This is a genomic window from Kineococcus sp. TRM81007 (genome assembly GCF_022669155.1).
In the GTDB taxonomy this organism is placed as follows: domain Bacteria; phylum Actinomycetota; class Actinomycetes; order Actinomycetales; family Kineococcaceae; genus Kineococcus.
In genome coordinates this window covers 65,568-84,481 of record NZ_JALBVB010000032.1, presented here as the reverse complement: position 1 = coordinate 84,481, position 18,914 = coordinate 65,568, and the positions used below count along the sequence as shown (strand labels likewise).

Annotated in this window: 18 protein-coding genes and 1 pseudogene; 7 read left to right on the top strand and 12 right to left on the bottom strand. The window is 77.1% G+C overall.

All coding sequences use genetic code 11. The annotated features are described in order from the left end of the window. The first annotated feature begins 54 nt into the window (after positions 1 to 54). Positions 55 to 1,311: an MFS transporter gene (locus MN205_RS03330; protein WP_242124302.1), complete on the top strand. Its 1,257-nt coding sequence runs from the start codon at positions 55 to 57 to the stop codon at positions 1,309 to 1,311. A 27-nt stretch (positions 1,312 to 1,338) separates the two neighbouring features. Here MN205_RS03330 and MN205_RS03325 read toward each other — a convergent pair whose 3' ends face one another. Both MN205_RS03325 and MN205_RS03320 read right to left on the bottom strand, forming a co-directional pair. Continuing rightward, the gene (locus MN205_RS03325) at positions 1,339 to 2,958 is read right to left on the bottom strand and encodes an amidohydrolase family protein (RefSeq protein WP_242124300.1); all 1,620 of its coding nucleotides are present in this window, start codon (positions 2,956 to 2,958) and stop codon (positions 1,339 to 1,341) included. Between the two features lie 18 nt (positions 2,959 to 2,976). Beyond that, positions 2,977 to 4,281 carry an alanine racemase gene (locus tag MN205_RS03320; RefSeq protein WP_242124298.1) on the bottom strand — a complete coding sequence of 435 codons (1,305 nt, stop codon included), beginning with the start codon at positions 4,279 to 4,281 and terminating at the stop codon, positions 2,977 to 2,979. Positions 4,282 to 4,380: 99 nt separating this feature from the next. Here MN205_RS03320 and MN205_RS03315 point away from each other — a divergent pair, with 99 nt between their 5' ends. Continuing rightward, on the top strand, positions 4,381 to 4,785 hold the full coding sequence (locus tag MN205_RS03315; RefSeq protein ID WP_242124296.1) for a RidA family protein: 405 nt from the start codon (positions 4,381 to 4,383) through the stop codon (positions 4,783 to 4,785). An 18-nt stretch (positions 4,786 to 4,803) separates the two neighbouring features. Here the strand turns inward: MN205_RS03315 and MN205_RS03310 are convergent, their stop codons facing one another. Next, positions 4,804 to 5,853 (bottom strand): beta-propeller fold lactonase family protein, encoded by a 1,050-nt coding sequence (locus MN205_RS03310; RefSeq protein WP_242124294.1) that lies wholly within the window; start codon positions 5,851 to 5,853, stop codon positions 4,804 to 4,806. Positions 5,854 to 5,894: 41 nt separating this feature from the next. Here MN205_RS03310 and MN205_RS03305 point away from each other — a divergent pair, with 41 nt between their 5' ends. Further along, positions 5,895 to 6,608, top strand: coding sequence for an N-acetyltransferase (locus tag MN205_RS03305; RefSeq protein WP_242124292.1), 714 nt, complete (start codon positions 5,895 to 5,897; stop codon positions 6,606 to 6,608). Between the two features lie 15 nt (positions 6,609 to 6,623). Here the strand turns inward: MN205_RS03305 and MN205_RS03300 are convergent, their stop codons facing one another. Next, positions 6,624 to 7,091, bottom strand: a complete 468-nt coding sequence (locus tag MN205_RS03300) for a YbaK/EbsC family protein (RefSeq protein ID WP_242124290.1) — start codon at positions 7,089 to 7,091, stop codon at positions 6,624 to 6,626. A gap of 203 nt (positions 7,092 to 7,294) precedes the next feature. On the opposite strand from MN205_RS03300, the gene MN205_RS03295 reads away from it, so the two are divergent. Continuing rightward, entirely contained in the window at positions 7,295 to 7,588 is a 294-nt protein-coding gene (locus tag MN205_RS03295; RefSeq protein WP_242124288.1) for a hypothetical protein, read from the top strand. Between the two features lie 5 nt (positions 7,589 to 7,593). Here MN205_RS03295 and MN205_RS03290 read toward each other — a convergent pair whose 3' ends face one another. Both MN205_RS03290 and MN205_RS03285 read right to left on the bottom strand, forming a co-directional pair. After that, positions 7,594 to 8,859 (bottom strand): globin domain-containing protein, encoded by a 1,266-nt coding sequence (locus tag MN205_RS03290; protein ID WP_374115828.1) that lies wholly within the window; start codon positions 8,857 to 8,859, stop codon positions 7,594 to 7,596. A 223-nt stretch (positions 8,860 to 9,082) separates the two neighbouring features. Next, a complete protein-coding gene (locus MN205_RS03285) occupies positions 9,083 to 10,642 on the bottom strand; it encodes a GAF domain-containing protein (RefSeq protein WP_242124284.1) in 1,560 nt (519 codons plus the stop codon). Between the two features lie 8 nt (positions 10,643 to 10,650). Here MN205_RS03285 and MN205_RS03280 point away from each other — a divergent pair. The 3 genes and pseudogenes from MN205_RS03280 to MN205_RS03270 all read left to right on the top strand — a co-directional run. Then, positions 10,651 to 11,094, top strand: a pseudogene (locus MN205_RS03280) (respiratory nitrate reductase subunit gamma); the annotation flags it as partial. A 39-nt stretch (positions 11,095 to 11,133) separates the two neighbouring features. Continuing rightward, positions 11,134 to 11,472, top strand: coding sequence for a carboxymuconolactone decarboxylase family protein (locus tag MN205_RS03275; RefSeq protein WP_242124281.1), 339 nt, complete (start codon positions 11,134 to 11,136; stop codon positions 11,470 to 11,472). Positions 11,473 to 11,529: 57 nt separating this feature from the next. After that, complete coding sequence (locus MN205_RS03270) at positions 11,530 to 12,111, top strand: MBL fold metallo-hydrolase (RefSeq protein WP_255817785.1); 582 nt, start codon at positions 11,530 to 11,532, stop codon at positions 12,109 to 12,111. 15 nt (positions 12,112 to 12,126) lie between these two features. On the opposite strand, the gene MN205_RS03265 is transcribed toward MN205_RS03270, so the two are convergent. From MN205_RS03265 to MN205_RS03240, 6 genes are all read right to left on the bottom strand, one after another. Beyond that, positions 12,127 to 13,479 carry an MFS transporter gene (locus tag MN205_RS03265; RefSeq protein ID WP_242124277.1) on the bottom strand — a complete coding sequence of 451 codons (1,353 nt, stop codon included), beginning with the start codon at positions 13,477 to 13,479 and terminating at the stop codon, positions 12,127 to 12,129. Between the two features lie 32 nt (positions 13,480 to 13,511). After that, entirely contained in the window at positions 13,512 to 14,312 is an 801-nt protein-coding gene (locus MN205_RS03260) for an SDR family NAD(P)-dependent oxidoreductase (protein WP_242124275.1), read from the bottom strand. 44 nt (positions 14,313 to 14,356) lie between these two features. Next, positions 14,357 to 15,085 (bottom strand): SDR family NAD(P)-dependent oxidoreductase, encoded by a 729-nt coding sequence (locus MN205_RS03255; protein WP_374115827.1) that lies wholly within the window; start codon positions 15,083 to 15,085, stop codon positions 14,357 to 14,359. A gap of 182 nt (positions 15,086 to 15,267) precedes the next feature. Beyond that, positions 15,268 to 16,140: a MaoC/PaaZ C-terminal domain-containing protein gene (locus tag MN205_RS21455; protein WP_242124271.1), complete on the bottom strand. Its 873-nt coding sequence runs from the start codon at positions 16,138 to 16,140 to the stop codon at positions 15,268 to 15,270. Next, on the bottom strand, positions 16,137 to 17,531 hold the full coding sequence (locus MN205_RS03245; RefSeq protein ID WP_242124269.1) for a 3-oxoacyl-ACP reductase: 1,395 nt from the start codon (positions 17,529 to 17,531) through the stop codon (positions 16,137 to 16,139). The genes MN205_RS21455 and MN205_RS03245 overlap by 4 nt, the downstream gene beginning before the upstream one ends. Then, a complete protein-coding gene (locus tag MN205_RS03240) occupies positions 17,531 to 18,844 on the bottom strand; it encodes an acetyl-CoA C-acetyltransferase (protein ID WP_242124268.1) in 1,314 nt (437 codons plus the stop codon). Before MN205_RS03240 ends, MN205_RS03245 begins: the two co-directional genes overlap by 1 nt. Between the last annotated feature and the right edge of the window lie 70 nt (positions 18,845 to 18,914).

Here is an 18,914-nt window from a genome sequence, read left to right as displayed (position 1 = left end):
CGTGCAAGATCACGGTGGGGGTGGGGGCGGGCCGGGGCGTGGCAGGGTGGCGCGGTGCGCCGCCTCGTGGAACTGCTCGTGCCCGCCCGCCTGGGGACGGGGTTCCGGTGGCTGCTGGCCTCCAGCTGGTCCAGCAACCTCGGCGACGGCATCGCCCTGGCCGCCGGCCCCCTGCTCGTGGCCTCCACCACCGACGACGCGTTCCTCGTCGCGCTCGCGGCGACGGTGCAGTGGCTGCCGCCGCTGCTGTTCGGCCTGTACGCCGGGGTCCTGTCCGACCGCCTGGACCGCCGCCTGCTCGTCGTCGCGGTCGACGCGGTGCGCGCCGGGGTGCTGGTGCTGCTGGCGCTGGCGGTGCTCACCGGCAGCGCCCCGATCGCGGTGGTGCTGGTGGCGCTGTTCCTGGTCGCCACCGCCGAGGTGTTCGCCGACAACACCACGAGCACGCTGCTGCCGGTGCTGGTGGCCCGCGACGACCTCGCCGCCGCGAACGTGCGCCTGCAGACCGGTTTCGTCACCGTGAACCAGCTCGCCGGCCCACCCCTGGGGGCGGTGCTGTTCACGGCCGGGACGTTCCTGCCGTTCGCCACCCAGGCGGCGCTGGTGGGCCTGGGCGCGGTCCTGGTCAGCCGGCTGCGGCTGGGGGCGCGCGCCCGGGTGCGCGAGCGGACGCCGGTGCGGCACGACATCGCCGAGGGGTTGCGCTGGACGGTCCGCCACGCCGCCGTGCGGACCCTCGTCCTCACCATCTTCGTCTTCAACACCACGTTCGGGGCGGCGTGGTCGGTGCTCGTGCTGTACGCCACCGAACGGCTCGGGCTCGGTGAGGTCGGCTACGGGCTGGTGACGACCGTCGGCGCCGTCGGCGGCCTGCTCGGCACCCTGGCGTACGGGGCGATCACCCGGCGCGTCAGCCTGGGGAACCTCATGCGGATCGGCCTGGCCGTGGAGACCCTCACGCACGCCGCCCTGGCCGCCACCACCTCCCCGTGGGTGGCGCTGCCGGTGTTCTTCGTCTTCGGCGCGCACGCGTTCATCTGGGGGACGACGTCGATCACCGTGCGGCAGCGCGCGGTGCCGGCCGGGCTGCAGGGACGGGTCGGTGCGGTGAACGCCGTGGGCACGTTCGGCGGCCTGGTGGTGGGGTCCGGGGTCGGCGGGGTGCTGGCCCGGCACCTGGGGGTCACGGCCCCGTTCTGGTTCGCGTTCGCGGGTTCGGCGGTGTTCCTCGTGCTCGTCTGGGGGCAGTTGCGGCACGTCGCGCACGCCGACGAGGCCACCGGCGAGGCCACGAGCCGGCTCCCCGCCTGACGGGCCGGCGCGCGGGTTCCCGCGCGTTCAGCGACGGGCCCCGCACGAACCGCCCGGCCCCGCACCGCGACGCAGCGCCCGCCCCGGCAGCGCGTCCGTGCGCGCCCCGTCGGCGATGACGGGAACCCCCGCCAGCAGGACGTGCGGGATCCCCACCGGGGTGCGGCGCGGTTCCTCGAACGTCGCCCCGGCGGCGACGGTGGCCGGGTCGAACAGCACCAGGTCGGCCACCGCGCCCGGGCGCAGCACCCCGCGGTCGGCCAGGCCCAGGCGCCGGGCGGGGCGCGAGGTCATGCGCGCCACGCACTCCTCCAGGCCCAGCACCCCCTCCTCGCGCACGTAGCGGCCCAGGTAGTGCGGGAACGTCCCCCACGCGCGCGGGTGCGGGCGCTCCCCCACCAGCAGCCCGTCGCTGCCGACGGTGTGCCGGGGGTGACGCATGATCTGCCGCACGTTCTCCTCGTGGCCGACGTGCTGCAGCACCGTGGTGCCGAGGCGGTCGCGAAGCAGCAGGTCGCGGAACACCTCGAACGGTTCCCGCCCCGACCGCTGCGCCAGCCCGGCGACGGTGGCGCCGACCGCCTCGCCCAGCGCGGCCTCGCGGACCCCGGCCACCTGCAGGGTGTCCCACTCGACGGGGACGCCGTGGCAGCCGTCGGAACCCGTGACCTCCAGCTCGTGCCGCAGCCGCGGCAGCACCGCCGGGTCCGCCAGCCGCCGCAGCGTCGCCGCCGGGCCGCCAGCGCTCGCCCACCCGGGCAGCACCGCGGCGAGGGTGGTGGACCCGGGCAGGTACGGGTAGGTGTCCAGGGTGACGTCCACGCCGTCGGCGATCGCGGCGTCCACCAGCGCCAGCAGTTCCGCCGCCCGCCCGGCGTTCACGCCGAAGTTCATCGTGGCGTGCGTCAGGTGCAGCGCGGCGCCGGAGCGGCGCGCCACCCGCACCGCCTCCGCGTACGCCTCGAGCGCACCGCGGCCGTACGAGCGGGTGTGCGGGGCCCAGAAACCCCCGGCGCCGGCGACGACCCGCGCCAGTTCCACGAGCTCGGCGGTGCTCGCGTACATCCCGGGCGCGTACGTCAGCCCGCTGGACATCCCCACCGCGCCCTCGTCCATCCCGGCGCGCACCAGTTCCCGCATCCGCTCCAGCTCGGCGGCCGTGGCGGGGCGGTCCCCGGCGCCGACGGCGAGCAGGCGCACGGTGCCCTGCGGCACGAGGTAGCAGACGTTGACGGCGGCGCCGGCGTCGACGCGGTCCAGGTACTCCCCCACGCCGCGCCAGTCCCACGCCAGGTCCTCCGGCACGCCGTTCCACCCGGCGAGCTGCTCGCGCAGCACGTCGAGGGCCACGTCGTCCACGGGTGCGTAGCTGAGCCCGTCCTGGCCGACGAGCTCCGTGGTCACCCCCTGCGCGGTCTTCGCCAGGTGCTCGGGGTCGGTGAGGACCGCCAGGTCGGAGTGGGCGTGCAGGTCGATGAAACCCGGTGCCAGGGCGAGGCCGTCCGCGTCGAGCACGCGCGCGCCCGCGGTGGTGCCGACGTCGCCCAGGGCCGCGACCCGGCCGCCGGCCACGAGGGCGTCACCGCGCCGGGCGGGCGCCCCGGTGCCGTCGACGAGCAGCGCGCCGCGCACCAGCAGGTCGCTCACCGGGGGCTCACCGGAAACTCACCCGAACACCGTGCGCACCCAGTCGACGAGGACCGGCTGCGCGCCGCCGGCGTCGTCGAGGACGGGCAGCAGACCCCACTTGTCGAACGCCGTGCACGGGTGCGAGACCCCCAGCCGCAGCACGTCGCCCACCCGCAGCGACTCCGCCCCGCCGGTGAGCCGCACGAACGCGTGCTGGTCGTTCAGGGCGGTCACCTCCGCCCCGGTGAAGGGCTCGGTGGCGCCGGAACCGCTGCGTCGCACCGCTTGCACCTGCGGCAGGCCCTCGTCGAACGGCAGGTCCCGCTTGCCGGCGTCGGCCAGCGCCAGGCCGGGTTCGGGGCGCGAGACGACGCGGACCCACCCGTGCAGGGCGGCCCGGAACCCCTCTCCGGAGGCACCGCCCGCGCCGCGCCCCAGCGGCGAGATGCCGCGGTAGAAACCGTCGTCGTGGGCGACGTACGCGCCGGCGCGCACCACCGTCCGGGTCGCCGGCCCGCGCTCCCCGGCCGGGTCGTGCAGCGGGGCGAGGACCTCGGCGACCAGGTCGAAGTAGGCGCTGCCGCCGGCGCTGACGACGACGCCGCCGGGCACGTCGCCGTACGCGCCGGAGGCGGCCAGCTGCTCGTGCAGGTCGCGCAGCTCCCCCAGCCAGGACCGCACGCGCTCCAGGCTGGCCGTCCCGGCGTCGTGGGCCAGGGCCCCCTCGTACCCGGCGACGCCCGCCAGCCGCAACCCGGGCGCGGCGGCCACGGCGCGCGCCACCTCCAGCGCGGCGGCCACCGAGCGGGCGCCGGTGCGCCCGCCCGGCGCGCCCAGCTCCACGAGGACGTCGAGCGGCTGGGCGGGTTCCCCGCCGGCGGTCAGGCCGCGGGAGGTGACCTCGACGACGTCGGTGCCGTCGGCCCACACCAGCACCCGTGCGCTGCGCGGGCGCGCCAGCAGGGCCAGCACCCCGGGGTCCAGGACCGGGTAGGCGGCCAGCACCCACGGCACCCCCGCGTCCAGCGCGACGGCGAGCTGCCACGGCGTCGCCACGGTGAGGCCGCACGCGCCGGCGTCGAGCTGGTGGCGCCAGACCGACGGCGCCATCGTCGTCTTGCCGTGCGGGGCGAGGTCCACCCCGGCCGAGCGCACCCACGCCGCCATCGCGGCGAGGTTGTGCTCCAGGGCGGCGGCGTCCAGCGTCAGCAGCGGCGTCGGCAGCAGCGACAGCCCGGGGTGCTGCGCGGCGAGGTCCGCGGCGTCGCGCCCCCACGCCGCGACGGGCGCGGCCTTGTGCTGCGGGCCCAGCGGCCCCACCCGTCCCGCGTCGTAGAGCACCGTGGACCGCCTCTCCCCGTCGTGCGCGTCCGGCTGGTTCTAGCATCGTGGCGGCGCCGGGTCGAGGCCCCGGGCCGTCCCCGACGAGGAGGAGTCCCCGTGTCCCCGCGCACCGCCGTCAGCACCGACGAGGCCCCCGCCCCCGCGCACACGTTCTCCCAGGGGGTGCGCAAGGGGCCGCTGCTGCAGGTCTCCGGGCAGGGCCCGGTCGACCCCGCCACCGGCGAGTACGTGCACGCCGGCGACGTGCGGGCGCAGACCGAGCGCACCCTGCGCAACGTGGAGGCCGTGCTGCGCGCCGGGGGCGCCACGTTCGACGACGTGCTGGCGCTGCGCGTGTACCTGACGACCCGCGACGACTTCGCGGCGATGAACGAGGCGTACGGGGACTTCGTCGGCGCCCGCACCACCGACGGGGTGCTGCCCGCGCGCACCACCGTGTTCACCGGCCTGCCGCGCGCGGAGATGCTGGTGGAGATCGACGCGCTCGCCGTGCTGGAGTGAGCTGCCGGGGCGCGGGGTTCACTCCGCCAGCGGCAGCACGCACGTGGGTGAGGCGACCTCGGCCGACGAGCGGTCCACCACGGCCAGGTCCGCGTCCAGGGCCAGGTGGACCACGGCGTCGGAGTCCTGCGCGCTGACGTAGAGGTGCGCGCGCCCGCCGGGGCCGGCGAGGACGCGCACGTGGCGGGGGTTGCGCGCGCCGAGCGGCACGTCGTGCACGGGTCGGGCGGTGCCGCCGACGACCTCGTGGACGGTGAGGACGTCGGCGCCGCGGTTGGTGACCACGAGCCGCCCGGGCGCCAGGACGGCCACCTCGCCGGGGTGGACGGGCGGTTGCGCGGCGCCCGCCAGGGCCGGGTGCGCCACCGGTGCGCCCAGGCGCGCACCGCCGGGGGCGTCGAGCAGCGGCAGGGAGAGGACCGTCGCGTCCAGCTCCCCGGTGACGTGCACGGCGCGGGAACCGGGGGCACCGGTGACGGCGACGTGGCGGGGCCCGCAGCCGGGCGGGGTGCGCACCACCTGCACCGGCCGGGGGCCCACCCGGCGGGTCGCGGGGTCGACGCCGTGCAGCCGCAGCTCGTCGGTGCCCAGGTCCGCGACGAGCAGCGTGCCGGCGTCCAGGAAGGTCGCCGAGTGCGGGTGGGAGGACTCCTGCCGGTCGGCGCGCGGCCCTGAACCGGGCGCGGTGAGCACCTGCACGAGGTCCCGGGCGATCCCGCCGGGGGCGTCGACGATCCCCACGGCGCCGCCGTAGTCCGCCACCGCGAGCAGTTCCCCGCCGGGGTGCACCCCGACGTGGCAGGGGGCGGCGCCGCCGGTGGGCGCCCGCCCCAGCACCTCCCGCCCGCCGGGGCGCCGGGTGGAGACGACGCCGTCGTCGAGCTCGTGGGCGGCGTGCAGGACCCCCGGCGCACCGGCCGCGGCGAGGAACGACGGCGAGTCGCACGGGTCGGTCGCCACCGGTCCGCGCAGCCTGCCGGTGGCCGGGTCTCGCGCCAGCAGCACCACGCCGCTGCCGCGACCGCCGGTGGCGGCGGTCCAGCACCCGACGGCCAGGAGTTCGCCCACCGGCCCATCCTGCCCCGCACCGCTGCGGCAGGATGGGCGCCGTGCCGACGGGAACCCCGCACGACCCCGCTCCCGGCCCGCAGCGCGGCCCGGGACCGCGGCTGCGCCCGTTCGACCCGGCCGCCCCGGCGGACCTGAGCGGGCTGTACGAGGTGTGCCTGCGCACCGGGTTCCACGGGGAGGACGCCACCGGCCGCTACGCCGACCCGCTGCTGCTGGGCGACGTGTACGCCGGGCCCTACGCCGCGCACGACCCCGCGCTGGTGACCGTCGTCGACGACGGGGACGACGGGGACGACGGGGACGACGGGAGCGGCGGGGTGGCCGGGTACGTCATCGGCTGCGCCGACACCTTCTCCTTCGAGCAGTGGGCCCGTGAGCACTGGTGGCCCGGTGTGCGGCGGCGCCACCGGGGGTTCGTCGCGTCGGGGCACGAGCCGACGGCGCTGGACACCGCGCTGCTGCGCTCCCTGGACTCCCCGCCCGGCCCGCGCCCGCACCTGCTCGGGCGCTCGGGGTTCCCCGCGCACCTGCACATCGACCTGCTGCCGCGCGTGCAGGGCCGCGGGCTGGGGCGCCGCCTGGTGGAGCACCTGCTGGTGCAGCTGGCCGGGCGCGGCGTGCCCGGCGTGCACCTGGGGGTCTCCACCCGCAACCCCGGCGCCGTCGCGTTCTACCGCCGGCTGGGTTTCTCGGAGCTGCCCGGGCAGGAGCCGGACGCCGGCGGGCTCACGATGGGGCTGCGGCTGCGGTGATCCCGGGTCGAGCGCTCAGGGGACGACGGTGACCGGTTCGGCGCCGCACACGCGCAGCAGTTCCTCGAAGGTCGTCGGGAACACCGCGTTCGGCGTCCCCGCAGCGGCCCACACCACGTCGTGACCGGCGAGGGCGCTGTCCACGACGGTGCGCAGCGGCACGGGGTGACCGACGGGGGCGACGCCGCCGATGGGCTGGCCGGTGACGGCCCGCACCTCGGCCGCACCGGGCCTGGTGAGCTCGGCGGCCCCCAGCCGCGCCGCCGTGTGCACGGGGTCGACGCGGTGGGCGCCGCTGGTCAGCACGAGCACCGGCTCGCCGTCGGCGAGGAACACCAGGCTGTTGGCGATCGCTCCCACCGGGCAGCCCAGCGCAGCGGCGGCCTCCGCCGCGGTGCGGGCGGGGACGGGCAGTTCGCGGACCTCGCCCGCGCACCCGGCGGCGCGCAGGTGCTCGGCCACGGCGGTCGCGTTGCGGTGCAAGGAGGCTCCCGGGAGACGTGCGGGCGGGCGTCGGGCCCAGCCTGGCACAGGCGCCACCGGTCCCGGCGGGACGCTCGGCGCACCACCCCTCGCATTCACTGTGAGCAGTAAGCGCTCACTCCACGTAGTTCCGGATCGGCCGGGCCGGTCGTCCCGACGCGCACCGACGGGCGGAACGGCGCCGACGGGTCCACCATCGACGGGTGGCCGTCTGGACGTCGTTCATGGACCTCGTGCACCTCGTCGGTGCCGCCGGGTCGGTGGCGCTCGCGGCGGGGTTCACCGCCGACGGGGAGACCGCCCGCGCGCTCTTCTACGCCGTCGTGGCCGTCGCGTTCGCCGTGGCGCTGGTGCGCCGGCGCGCGCAGCGCCGGGCGGACGCCCCCGCCGCACCGGCCGTGGTGGACCTGCGCCCGGCCGCGGCCCCGGCGGCGCGGCAGGCGGGGGCCGGGCTCGGCGGCGCAGCCGAACCCGACCCCCAGCGGCCGGCCGCCTGAGCGGTTCAGACGCCCACGCGCTGCGGGTGCACGCCCTGGTGCGGCACCGGGGCCACCTCGGGCTCGGGCGCCGCGCCCCACAGGTCCGGCCCGAACACCTCGTAGCGGACCGCGGCGGCCGGCACACCGCGGGACAGCACCGTGGCGCGGACCTGGCGCATGAACGGCAGCGGCCCGCACGTGAACACCTGCACGCCCTCCGGCAGCGGCACCTCGGACAGGTCCATGAACCCGCGGCGCGACGTGGTGTCGCCCGGCTCGGGCTGCTCGTACCAGGCCAGCGCCGTGAAGTCGTCCAGCTCGGCCCCCACCCGCAGCACCGCCTCGCGCAGCGCGTGGTCGGCCGGGGTGCGGTCGGCGTGCGCGACGACCACCTTCCGCTGCGGCTGGGTGCGGGCGACGTGCTCCAGCACCGGCAGGACCGTGGTGATCCCCGCCCCGGCGCTGGCCAGCAGCAGCGGGGCCTGCGCGTCCTCGACGACGACGTCGCCGGAGGGGGTGCTGACGTCCAGCAGGTCACCGACCGCCACGGTGTCGTGCAGGAACGCCGACACGCGCCCGTCCGGGGCGCCGTCGCGGCCGCGCACGCGGCGCACGGTGATCTGCAGGCGGGCACCGCTGCGGGTGGAGGAGACGGTGTACTGCCGCGGCTGGCGACTGCCGTCGGGCAGGTCGGCGAACACGGACACGTACTGGCCGGGCAGGATCTCCGGCAGGGGCTCGCCGTCCGCCGGCTCCAGCACGAGGGAGACGACCTCCGCGGTCTCCTGCACGCGGCGCACCACGCGGTACGGGCGCACCGGCAGCGCCGGGTCCACACCGGCCAGGTGGTACAGGCGCGCCTCCTCGGCGACGAGCTGGGTGGCGAACAGCCAGTAGACCTCGTCCCAGGCGGCGGCGACCTCCGGCGTCACCGCGTCGCCGAGGACCTCGCCGACCGCGGCCAGCAGGTGGCGGCCCACGATCGTGTACTGGTCGGGGCGGATCCCCAGGGAGACGTGCTTGTGCGCGATGCGCCGCAGGACGTGGTCGAACGGCGGGGCGGCGGGGTCGATGAGCTGCACGGCGTAGGCCACCACGGAGGCGGCCAGGGCCTTGCTCTGCTCCCCCGTCGCCTGGTTGCCCGTGTTGAACACCCGGAGCAGCTCCGGGTGGGCGGCGAGCATGCTCGGGTAGAACACGCCCGTGATCTCCTCGGCGTGCGCGGCGACGACGGCGGCCGTCGCCCGCACCACCGCCTCCGAGCTCTCCGACAGCAGCGGCGCGGTGATGGGCACGGGACCTCCAGGGACGTGCGGGTGGGTGGCGCAGCGCCGCACCTCGCCGGCACGACGGCACCACCAACGTAGGGACCCGCGCGGTCGACGGGACCAGGCCGGTGGTCCCCACCGCGGGGACCAAGGTCCCGGTCGGGAACTCCCCGGCCGGACCCCCCGGCTGGAACTCACTCGGCCGGAACTCCCGCGACCCGGGACGGCGCCGCGCCGACCCGGTTCAGACCAGCGGCACCCGCCAGCGCAGCTCGGCGCCGCCGCGCGCCCGCACGCCCAGCGAGCAGTTCCCGCCCAGGCGCTCGGCGCGGGCGGACATGTTGCGGGTGCCGTGGCCCGGCGAGGCGTCCGGGTCCGGGCCCACGCCGTCGTCGGACACGCGCAGCAGCAGCTCGCGCCCGGTGGCGTCCACGGACACGTGCACGTCCACGCGGGAGGCGCGGGCGTGGCGGGCGACGTTCGCCAGCGCCTCCCCCAGCACCGCCAGCAGGTCCGCGCGCACGTCGTCGGGGACCGCCGAGTCCAGCGGCCCCTCCAGCGCCAGGTGCGGTTCGAAACCGAGCGGGTCGGTCGCGCCCGAGGCCACCCGCAGCAGTTCGCCCCTCAGGCCCGTGGGCCCCTCGTCCGGTTCCTGCAGGGAGAAGATGGTGCGCCGCACCTCCCGGATCGTCTCGTCCAGGTCGTCGACGAACGCGGCCAGGCGGTCCTCCGCACCGGTCCCGCGCAAGCGCGGCCCCAGGGACTGCAGGCCGAGGCCCACGGCGAACAACCGCTGGATGACGAGGTCGTGCAGGTCGCGGGCGATGCGGTCGCGGTCCTCGTAGACGGCGAGGCGCTGCCGGTCGGTCTGCGCGCGCTCGAACTCCACCGCGAGCGCGGCGTGACCGGCGAAGGAGCCGACCATGCCCACCTCCGCCCCGGTGAACTCCGGCGCACCGCGGTGCCGGGCGACGGCCAGCACGCCCAGGGCGTCGCGGCCGGGCACCGACAGCGGCGCCAGCGCGGTCGGCCCGCCCGCCGCCCCCAGCCCCGGCAGGTGCTCCCCCGCCTCCGCCAGCAGGCGCGGGCCCGCGCCGGACAGCACCTCCAGGGCGGTGCCGGCGACCACGCGCCGGCCCACCAGCTCCTCGGCGCCGGGCCCGGCGACCGCGGCCACCCGCAGCCCCGGCGAGGCGTCGGCGAGCAGCAGCACGCCGGCGTCCGCGTCGGCCGCCACGCACGCCTGCGCCACCACCCGGTGCAGGGCCTGCGCCCCGGCGGACCCGCCGAGCAGCGCCGCGGTGACCTCGGTGGACGCCTCCAGCCACCGCTCGCGGCTGCGGGTCTGCTCGAACAGGTCGGCGTTCTTGATCGCGATGCCGGCGGCCGCGGCGAGCGCCACGACGACGTCCTCGTCGTCCTGCGTGAAGTCGCCCCCGCCGGCCTTCTCGGTCAGGTAGAGGTTGCCGAAGACCTGCTCGCCGACCTGGATGGGCACGCCCAGGAAGGAGGACATGGGCGGGTGGTTCGCCGGCACCCCGTACGACTTGGCGTGCTCGGCGATGTCGTGCAGGCGGATGGGCCGCGGGTCCTCGATGAGGACGCCGAGGACGCCGTGCCCGCGCGGCGGCGGCCCGATGCGCAGCCGCGTCTCCTCGTCCACGCCGACGGTGACGAACTGCGACAGGCGGCGGTCGGGCCCGACGACCCCCAGCACCCCGGAGGTCCGGCCGTGAGCGCCCTCGACACCGCCCTGTGGATCGTCGTCCCCTACGCGTGCCTGGTGGTGTTCGCCGTCGGCCACGCGTGGCGATGGTGGTGGGGCTGCTGCTGCTCATCGCCCGCCGGTTCGTCGTCGGCGGCCGCGTGCGCCGCACCACGACGCCGATGGACCGCGTGCTGTACGTGGCGCTGGCCGCGATGGTGGTGCTGGGCATGAGCGCGACCATCGGCGAGAACCTGATCGGCCCGGGCTACGACTACCGCGAGACGATCGCGGTGTGGTTCCGCGGGGTGTTCATGCTGTCCCCCGACACCTCCCTGATGGCCGGGGCGCCGCTGGTGTACCAGGCGCACGCCCTGGGCGGGTTCCTGTTCCTGGCGCTGTGGCCGTTCACCCGGCTGGTGCACGTGTGGTCCGCCCCGATGGCGTACCTGTGGCGCCCCTACGTGGTCTACCGCCGCCGCCCCGGTGCGGCGCCGCTGCCGCACCCGCGCCCGGACGTGGTCCGCGACCGCGCCCTGCCCCCTCGGTAGGGTCGTCGGCGAGACCACCCCAGCGCACCGGAGGACGCCGTGAGCGAGTACCTGCCCTCGATCTACCGCGAGTTCACCGAGCGGTACCCGGACGTCGCCGCCGCGCAGGGGGCGCTGGCCGAGGCGGTGCGGGCGCACACCGGCTTCGACGCCCGCACGGACCGGCTGCTGAAGTTCGCCCTGGCCCTGGGCGCCCAGTCCGACGGCGCCGTGCGCTCCAACGTCCGCAAGGCGCTGGCGGAGGGCTCCTCGCCGGACGAGCTGCGCGCGGTGGCGCTGGCGGCCATCACCACGTGCGGGTTCCCCACCGCCATCGCGGGGCTGCGCTGGATCGAGGAGGTCCTGGCGGCGCAGGACGACGCGGCGGGGCAGGAGTAGGTGGTGGGCGTGGATCTCACCGCGGACGCTGAGGTGCGCGCGGTGCACGTCGGGCCGATGGACAACGCGGCGTACCTGGTGACGTGCCGGCGCACCCGCGAGCAGGTGCTCGTGGACGCCGCCGCGGAGCCCGGCACCCTCCTGGAGCTGGTGCGCGACGGCTCGCCCGACGGCCGGCTCGGGCTGGTCGTCACCACGCACCGCCACCACGACCACGTCGGCGCCCTCGCCGACGTGGTGGCCGCCACGGGGGCCGCGACCGCCGCCGGCGAGGACGACGCCGACCACCTGCCCGTCCCCGTGGACCGTCGCCTGCGCCACGGGGACGTCGTGGTGGCCGGCGACGTGCGGCTGGAGGTGGTGCACCTGCGCGGGCACACCCCCGGTTCCGTGGCGCTGGTGCTGCGCGACGGCGGGCAGGGCCCGGACCGCGTGTTCACCGGCGACTCGCTGTTCCCCGGTGGTGTCGGGAACACCCGCGGTGACGCCGCCGCGTTCGGCTCGCTGCTGACCGACGTCACCGAGCGGCTGTTCGCCGTCCTCGACGACCGCACCGTGGTGCACCCCGGGCACGGGGCGGCCACCACGATCGGCGCGGAACGCCCGCACCTCGGTGAGTGGCGCGAGCGGGGCTGGTGACCCCGGCCGCCGCGGTCAGTCCTCCAGGGCCCGGTCCCTCGTCTCCGGCAGCAACCAGCTCGCGGCCGCCGCGACCGCGAACGCCACGCCGAACACCACGAACACCGCCGCGGTCCCACCGGCTCCCAGCAGCGGCGGCACGCTGAGCGGGGCGAGGATCGAGGCGATGCGGCCGAACCCGGCGGCCGACCCGGCACCGCGCCCGCGCACGAGCGTCGGGTACACCTCCGGCGTCAGCGCGTACAGGGCGCCCCAGGCGCCCAGGTTGAAGAACGACAGCAGGATCCCGGCGGTGAGGATCGCCGGGTCGCTGTCGGCGGCCGAGTACAGCAGCGCCGCGGCCGCCGACCCCACCAGGAAGACCGACAGCGTGCGCCGGCGCCCCCACGCCTCCACCAGCCAGGCGGACACCGCGTACCCCGGCAGCTGGCCGAGGGTGATGATGAGCGTGAACTCCAGCGAGCGCACCACCGTGAACCCGTCCTCGAACAGCAGGCTGGGGATCCACGTGAACGCCCCGTAGTAGCTGAAGTTCACGAAGAACCACACCAGCCACAGGCCGGTGGTGCGCCGCCGCAGACCCCGGCTCCACACGCCGGGCGCAGCGGCCGCGACGGCACCGGCCGGCGCCTCCTGCGCGAGCGGGCCCGGCGAGTACCGCACGCCCGCGGACTCCTCGAACTGCCGCACCACCTGCTCGGCCTCGGCGTGCCGGCCCTTCGACATGAGGAACCGCACGGACTCCGGCAGCCCGCGGCGCACCACGATCGCGTAGAGGGCGGGCACCGCCCCCAGCACCAGCGCCCAGCGCCACCCGTCGTCGGAGGCCGGCACGAGCAGGAAGCCGACGAGGGCGGCGGCCGTCCAGCCGACCGCCCAGAACGCCTCCAGCATCACGACGACGCGCCCGCGGATGCGGCGCGGCGCGAACTCGCTGACGAGGGTGGACGCCACCGGGAGCTCCGCTCCCAGGCCGAGCCCGACCAGGAACCGGAAGACGAGCAGCGCACCCAGCGACCACGACAGCGCGGAGGCGCCGCTGGCGATGCCGTACACCAGCAGCGTCAGCGCGAACACCTGCCGGCGCCCGATCCGGTCGGCGAGCAGGCCGCCGAGGCTGGCGCCGACCGCCATGCCCGCGAAACCGATCGAGGCGATCCACGACCGCTCCGCGTCGCCGAGCTCCCACTGCACGCGCAGCGCCAGCAGCACGTACGCGACCAGCCCGACGTCGAAGGCGTCCAGGGCCCAGCCGATCCCGGAACCGACGAGCAGGCGCCGGTGGCGGCGGGTGAACGGCAGGTCGTCGAGGCGCTCGGCGGCGGTCAGGGCCGTGCCGCCGGCGGGCCCCCGTGGTGCGTCGGACATGCGCCCCACGCTAGTGCCCGGGGGCGGAACCCTCAGATCGTCGCGACGGAGCCGGAGTCCACGCGGTAGTTGCTGCCGTTGACGAAGCTGGCCCGCTCGGAGACCAGGAACGCGATGACGGAGGCGACCTCGTCCGGGTCGCCGCGGCGCTTCAGCTCCATGAACGGCCGGTCCTCGTCGAGGAACGTGCTGATCGCCTGCTCGACGCTCGTGCCGTCCTGCTGGGCGCGCTCCTCCATCACGGCGTCCGTCATGGGGGTGGCGATGAACGCCGGGGAGACGGCGTTGACGAGGACGCCCTCGCTCGCGTACGTCTTCGACAGGCCCTTGGTGAGGTTCAGCAGGGCGGCCTTCGCCGCCGAGTACGGCAGCTCGTCGACGTAGGGCTGCTGCGCGTCCTCGGAGGCGACCAGCACGATCCGCCCCCACCCCTTCGCGCGCATCGGGTCCAGGAAGGCCCGCACGACCCGCACGGCGGCGAGGAAGTCGGTGTCCAGCGTGGAGCGCCAGCCGTCCTCGTCGATCTCGTGGAACAACCCCTGCGCTCCGGTCACCCCCGCGCAGTGCACCAGGACGTCGGGGTCGCCGAGGCGCGGCGGCACCTCCCGCTGCAGCCGCTGCACCGCGTCGGGGTCGGTGAGGTCCGCGGCGACCGCGACCAGGCGGTCCTCCCCCGCACCCAGCCGCTCGGCGGCCTCCTGCAGCCGGCCGGCGCCCACGTCGGTGAGGGCGACGCGCGCGCCCTCCGCGAGCAGCAGGCGGGCGGTGTGCCACCCGATGCCGGAGTCCGCGCCGGTGATCAGGGCGGTGTGCCCGGTGAGTCCCAGGTCCATGCCCGCCACGGTGGGCAGCACCGGCTCGGCCCGCGCGGCAGGGCTCAGCGGGGTGCGCGCCGCCACACGGCGCGCGGGGTGGCGCGCATCGCGGCGGCCAGCGCGCGCAGCGCCCCCGGCACCCACACCTCGACGTGCCCGGCGGCGAGCGCCGCCACGGTCGCGTCGGCGACCTGCGGCGGGGTGCTCGACAACGGCGCGGGGCGCATCCCGGCGCTCATGCGGCCGACGACGAAGCCGGGACGCACCAGCAGCAGGTGCACACCGCTGCCGGCCAGGGCGTCGGCCAGCCCCGAGGCGAAGGCGTCCAGGCCGGCCTTGGCGGAGCCGTACACGTAGTTCGGGCGGCGGGCGCGGACCCCGGCGATCGAGGAGAACGCGACGATCCTGCCCGCGCGCAGGGGGCGCAGCAGCAGCGCCAGGTGGGACAGGACGCTGACCTGCGCGGTGTAGTCGGTGTGCACCACGGCCAGGGCGTGCGCGACGTCCACCTCGGCGCGGGCCTGGTCACCGAGGACCCCGAACGCCACCACGGCGTCCAGCGCCCCGTGCCGGGTGACGACGTCCGCGAGCAGGGGGCCGTGCGCGGCGACGTCGTCGGCGTCGAACTCGACGGTCTCGACGTGCCGGGCACCGGCCGCGCGCAGCCGCTCGCTCTCCGCCGTGAGCTCACCGGCGCGGCGGGCGGCGAGGACGACGGTGCGGGCGCCGGCGCGCACGAGCCGTTCGGCGACCTCCAGGCCGATCTCGCTGCGCCCGCCCAGCAGCAGCACGGTGGGGCTCGGCGGGACGGGACCACGGGACGAGGCGGCGGGCACGCCCCCACCCCACCACACCCCCTCCCCTCGTTCCCCCCACCCCACGGTGATCTTGCACGCGTGAGCGTTCACGCGTGCAGGATCACCGTGGGGGGTGCGGTGGGGGTCCGTGGTGCGGCGGGCGGGCGGCGTTCCCCTCAGAGGGGGGTGACGCGGGTGAGCAGGTGGGTGCGGGCACCGTCGCGGCTGCGCACGGCGGTGCGCCAGCCACCGCCCTCCCGCTCCGGCACGCGCTCGTGCCGGTGCTCCACCGTCGCCGGCAGCAGCAGCGGCGCCTTGAACCGCACGTCGGCGCGCACCGCGTCCGGCAGCCGGCCGTCCAGGACGGCCAGGCTGCGCGAGGCGGTCCACAGCCCGTGCGCGAGGGCGCGACGGAAGCCGAGCAGCCGCGCGGCCGGGGCGGCCAGGTGGATCGGGTTCACGTCCCCGCTGACCTCCGCGTAGCGGCGGCCGGTCGAGGCCCCCACCCGCCAGCGCCCGACCGCGGCGCCCGGCCCGGGAGCGGGCGGGTCCGCCTCGGCCGGCGGGACCGCCCCCGGCAGCCGCGCACCCGGTGCGAGGTAGCGGCTCACCCCCCGCCAGGCGGGTGCGCCGTCCCCCGCCGCGCGCACCTCGGTGACGAGGTCGACGACCGCGCCGCGACGGTGCGGGGCCATCGCCACGGCACGCACCGACACCTCCAGCTCGGCCTCCACCGGCAGCGGCCGGTGCTGGGTGAACTCCTGCGCGACGTGCACGAGCCCCAGCAGCCGGAACGGGAACGGCTCGGACACCAGCAGCTGCACCTGGGCGGTGAAACCCAGCAGGTGCGGGTACGGCAGCGGCAGCCGCGAGCGCAGGGGGTACCCGCACAGGCGCGACCACGCCGCCAGGCGGAAGGGGTCCACGCGCACACCGTGCTGCTCGACGCGCCGGCGCGGCAGGTCCACCGCGCCGCGCGGTCGCGGGACCACGAGGGAGCGCAGGTAGTTCGCGGCCAGGGGCCTGGGGGTGGTTCCCACGGCGCTCACGCCCCCGTCAGGTGCTGGCCGTCGACGCGCAGCACCTGCCCGTTGACCCCGGCCGCGCCCGGCGAGGCCAGCCAGGCCACGGCCTCGGCGACGTCCACGGGCAGCCCGCCCTGCTGCAAGCTGCTGGCGCGCCGGCCCACCTCGCGCGGCACCGCGGGCATGGACGCCGTCATGGGCGTCTCGATGAAACCCGGGGCGACGGCGTTGGCGGCCATGCCGCGGCGCGCCAGCGGTTCCGCCAGCGCCTGCACGAGGCCGACGAGCCCCGCCTTGCTGGTGGCGTAGTTCGCCTGCCCCTTCGCGCCGGCGAGGCCGTTGATGGACGACAGGCACACGAACCGCGCGCCCGGCGCGAGGGCGCCGTCGGTGCGCAGCAGGCCCTCGGTCAGCCGCAGCGGAGCGGCGAGGTTCACGCCGAGCACGGTGTCCCAGGCGTCGGCGCCGAGGTTCACGAACGAGCGGTCGCGGGTGACGCCGGCGTTGTGGACGACGACGTCGGCGCCGCCGAACCGGCGCCTCAGGTGGTCGGCGAGGACGTCCGGGGCGTCGGCGGCGGTGACGTCCAGGGTGAGCGCCGAGCCGCGCACGCGGTTGGCGACGCGGGCGAGCTGCTCGCCGGCGGCGGCGACGTCGGCGCACACGACGTGCGCGCCGTCGCGGGCGAGGACCTCGGCGATCGCCGCGCCGATGCCGCGGGCGGCGCCGGTGACCACGGCCACGCGTCGTTCCCGCCCTGCCACCGCGGGTGCGGGGGCGGGCCCGACGAGCAGGGGCTGACCGGAGACGAACGCCGCGCGGGCCGAGCAGAGGAACTCCAGCGGGGAGCGCAGCGCCTCGCCGGCGCCGGCGGCGACCCGCAGCAGGTTCACGGTGGTGCCGCCGCGGGTCTCCTTGCCGAGGCTGCGCACGAGCCCGTCCAGGCCCTGCTGCACCGCACGGGCCTCGACGTCACCGAACCCCTCGCCGAACTCCCCACCGGCGCTGCCCCCCGCCTCGGCGGGCACCGCCCCCAGGACGAGGACGCGCCCACCGGAGGCGGTGCGCCGGAACGCCGGCGCCAGCGACTCCCGCAGCGCGCCGAGGTCGCCGACGCGGGAGGCGGCGGTGGCGTCGACGACGACGGCCCCGAGCCGGTCCTCCCCCGCGGCGGAGAGGTCGCCGACCACCCGGGCGCCGGCGGCGGCCAGCCACACCGCGACGTCGTCGGCCAGCGGTGCCGCACCCGCGCGCAGCACGAGCGCCGGTCCGGTGAGGAACTCCTGGCCGGGTTCGTGGCGGCGCAACCGCGGTGGCACGGGCAGGCCCAGCCGCCGCGCGGCCGCCGCACCGGGGCCGCGGCGCACGAGGCCGCCGTACGGGTCGTCCGGGAGGTGGACGGGGAGCTTGGCCATCACGCCTCCACCAGGGCCGCGATGCCCTGCCCGCCGGCCGCGCAGATCGAGATGAGCGCGCGCCCGCCGCCGCGCTCGGCGAGCAGCTTCGCCGTGGTGGCCAGGATGCGCGCGCCCGTGGCGGCGAACGGGTGGCCGGTGGCCAGCGAGGAGCCGGCGACGTTGAGCTTCGCGCGGTCCACGCGCCCCAGCGGCCCGTCCAGGCCGAGGCGCTCGCGGCAGAACTCCTCGTCCTCCCACGCCGCCAGCGTGGCCAGGACGGTGGAGGCGAACGCCTCGTGGACCTCCACGACGTCCAGGTCGTCCAGCGTCCACCCGTTGCGCTGCAACAGGACCGGCACGGCGTGCACGGGGGCCGTGAGCAGTCCCTCACCGCGGTGGACGTGGTCCACCGCGGCGGTCTGGGCGTCGACCAGGTGCGCCAGGACGTCGAGGCGGTGCTCGGCGGCCCACTCGTCGGTGGCGAGCAGCACCGCGGCGGCGCCGTCGGTGAGCGGGGTGGAGTTCCCCGCCGTCATCGTCGCCGGCGCCTCCAGGTCGCGGCCGAACACGGGCTCCAGCTCCGCGAGCTTGGCCGGCGTGGTGTCCGGGCGCAGCAGCCCGTCGCGGCGCAGCCCCAGGTACGGGGTGACGAGGTCGTCGAAGAACCCGCGCTCGTAGGCGGCGGCGAGGTTGCGGTGGCTGGCGAGGGCCAGCTCGTCCTGCGCCTGCCGGCTCACGCCCCAGTGCGCGGCGGTGCGGGCGGCGTGCTCGCCCATCGACAGCCCGGTGCGGGCCTCGGCGTTGCGGGGGAGCTCCGGCACGACCTGCCCGGGGCGCAGGCCCGCGAGCGCCTTCAGGCGGGCCCCGGGGGTGCGGGCGCGGTTCAGGGCGAGCAGGACGCGGCGCAGGCCCTCGTCCACGGCGATCGGGGCGTCGCTGGCGCTGTCGGCGCCGCCGGCGATCCCGGCGTCCACCTGGCCGAGGGCGATCTTCCCGGCGAGCAGCACGGCGGTCTCCAGCCCCGTCGCGCAGGCCTGGGAGACGTCGAAGGCGGGGGTGGCCGGGTCCAGCGCGGTGGACAGCACGGCCTCGCGGGTGAGGTTGAGGTCGCGGCTGTGCTTGAGCACGGCGCCGGCGACGACCTCGCCGAGGCGTTCACCGGCCAGCCCGGTGCGGGCCACCAGGCCGTCGACCGCGGCGACGAGCAGGTCCTTCGCGGAGGCCTGCGCGTAGCGGCCGCCCGCCTTGGCGAAGGGGGTGCGGTTGCCGGCGACCACGGCCACCGGGCGCACGGCCCGGGTGGTGCGGGGCGGGGGCGTGGGTGCGGTCACGGGACCTCCTCGTCGAGCCTGGACCCCTGGAACTTAACAGGTACTCGGGGTACCGGGTACCCGTCGTCCG

Excerpts from the sequence above, each read along its gene's own strand:
- MN205_RS03270 (WP_255817785.1), top strand. The coding sequence starts at position 11,530 with ATGGACAACGCGGCGTACCTGGTGACGTGCCGGCGCACCCGCGAGCAG.
- MN205_RS03265 (WP_242124277.1), bottom strand. The coding sequence starts at position 13,479 with ATGTCCGACGCACCACGGGGGCCCGCCGGCGGCACGGCCCTGACCGCC.
- MN205_RS03260 (WP_242124275.1), bottom strand. The coding sequence starts at position 14,312 with ATGGACCTGGGACTCACCGGGCACACCGCCCTGATCACCGGCGCGGAC.
- MN205_RS03245 (WP_242124269.1), bottom strand. The coding sequence starts at position 17,531 with ATGGCCAAGCTCCCCGTCCACCTCCCGGACGACCCGTACGGCGGCCTC.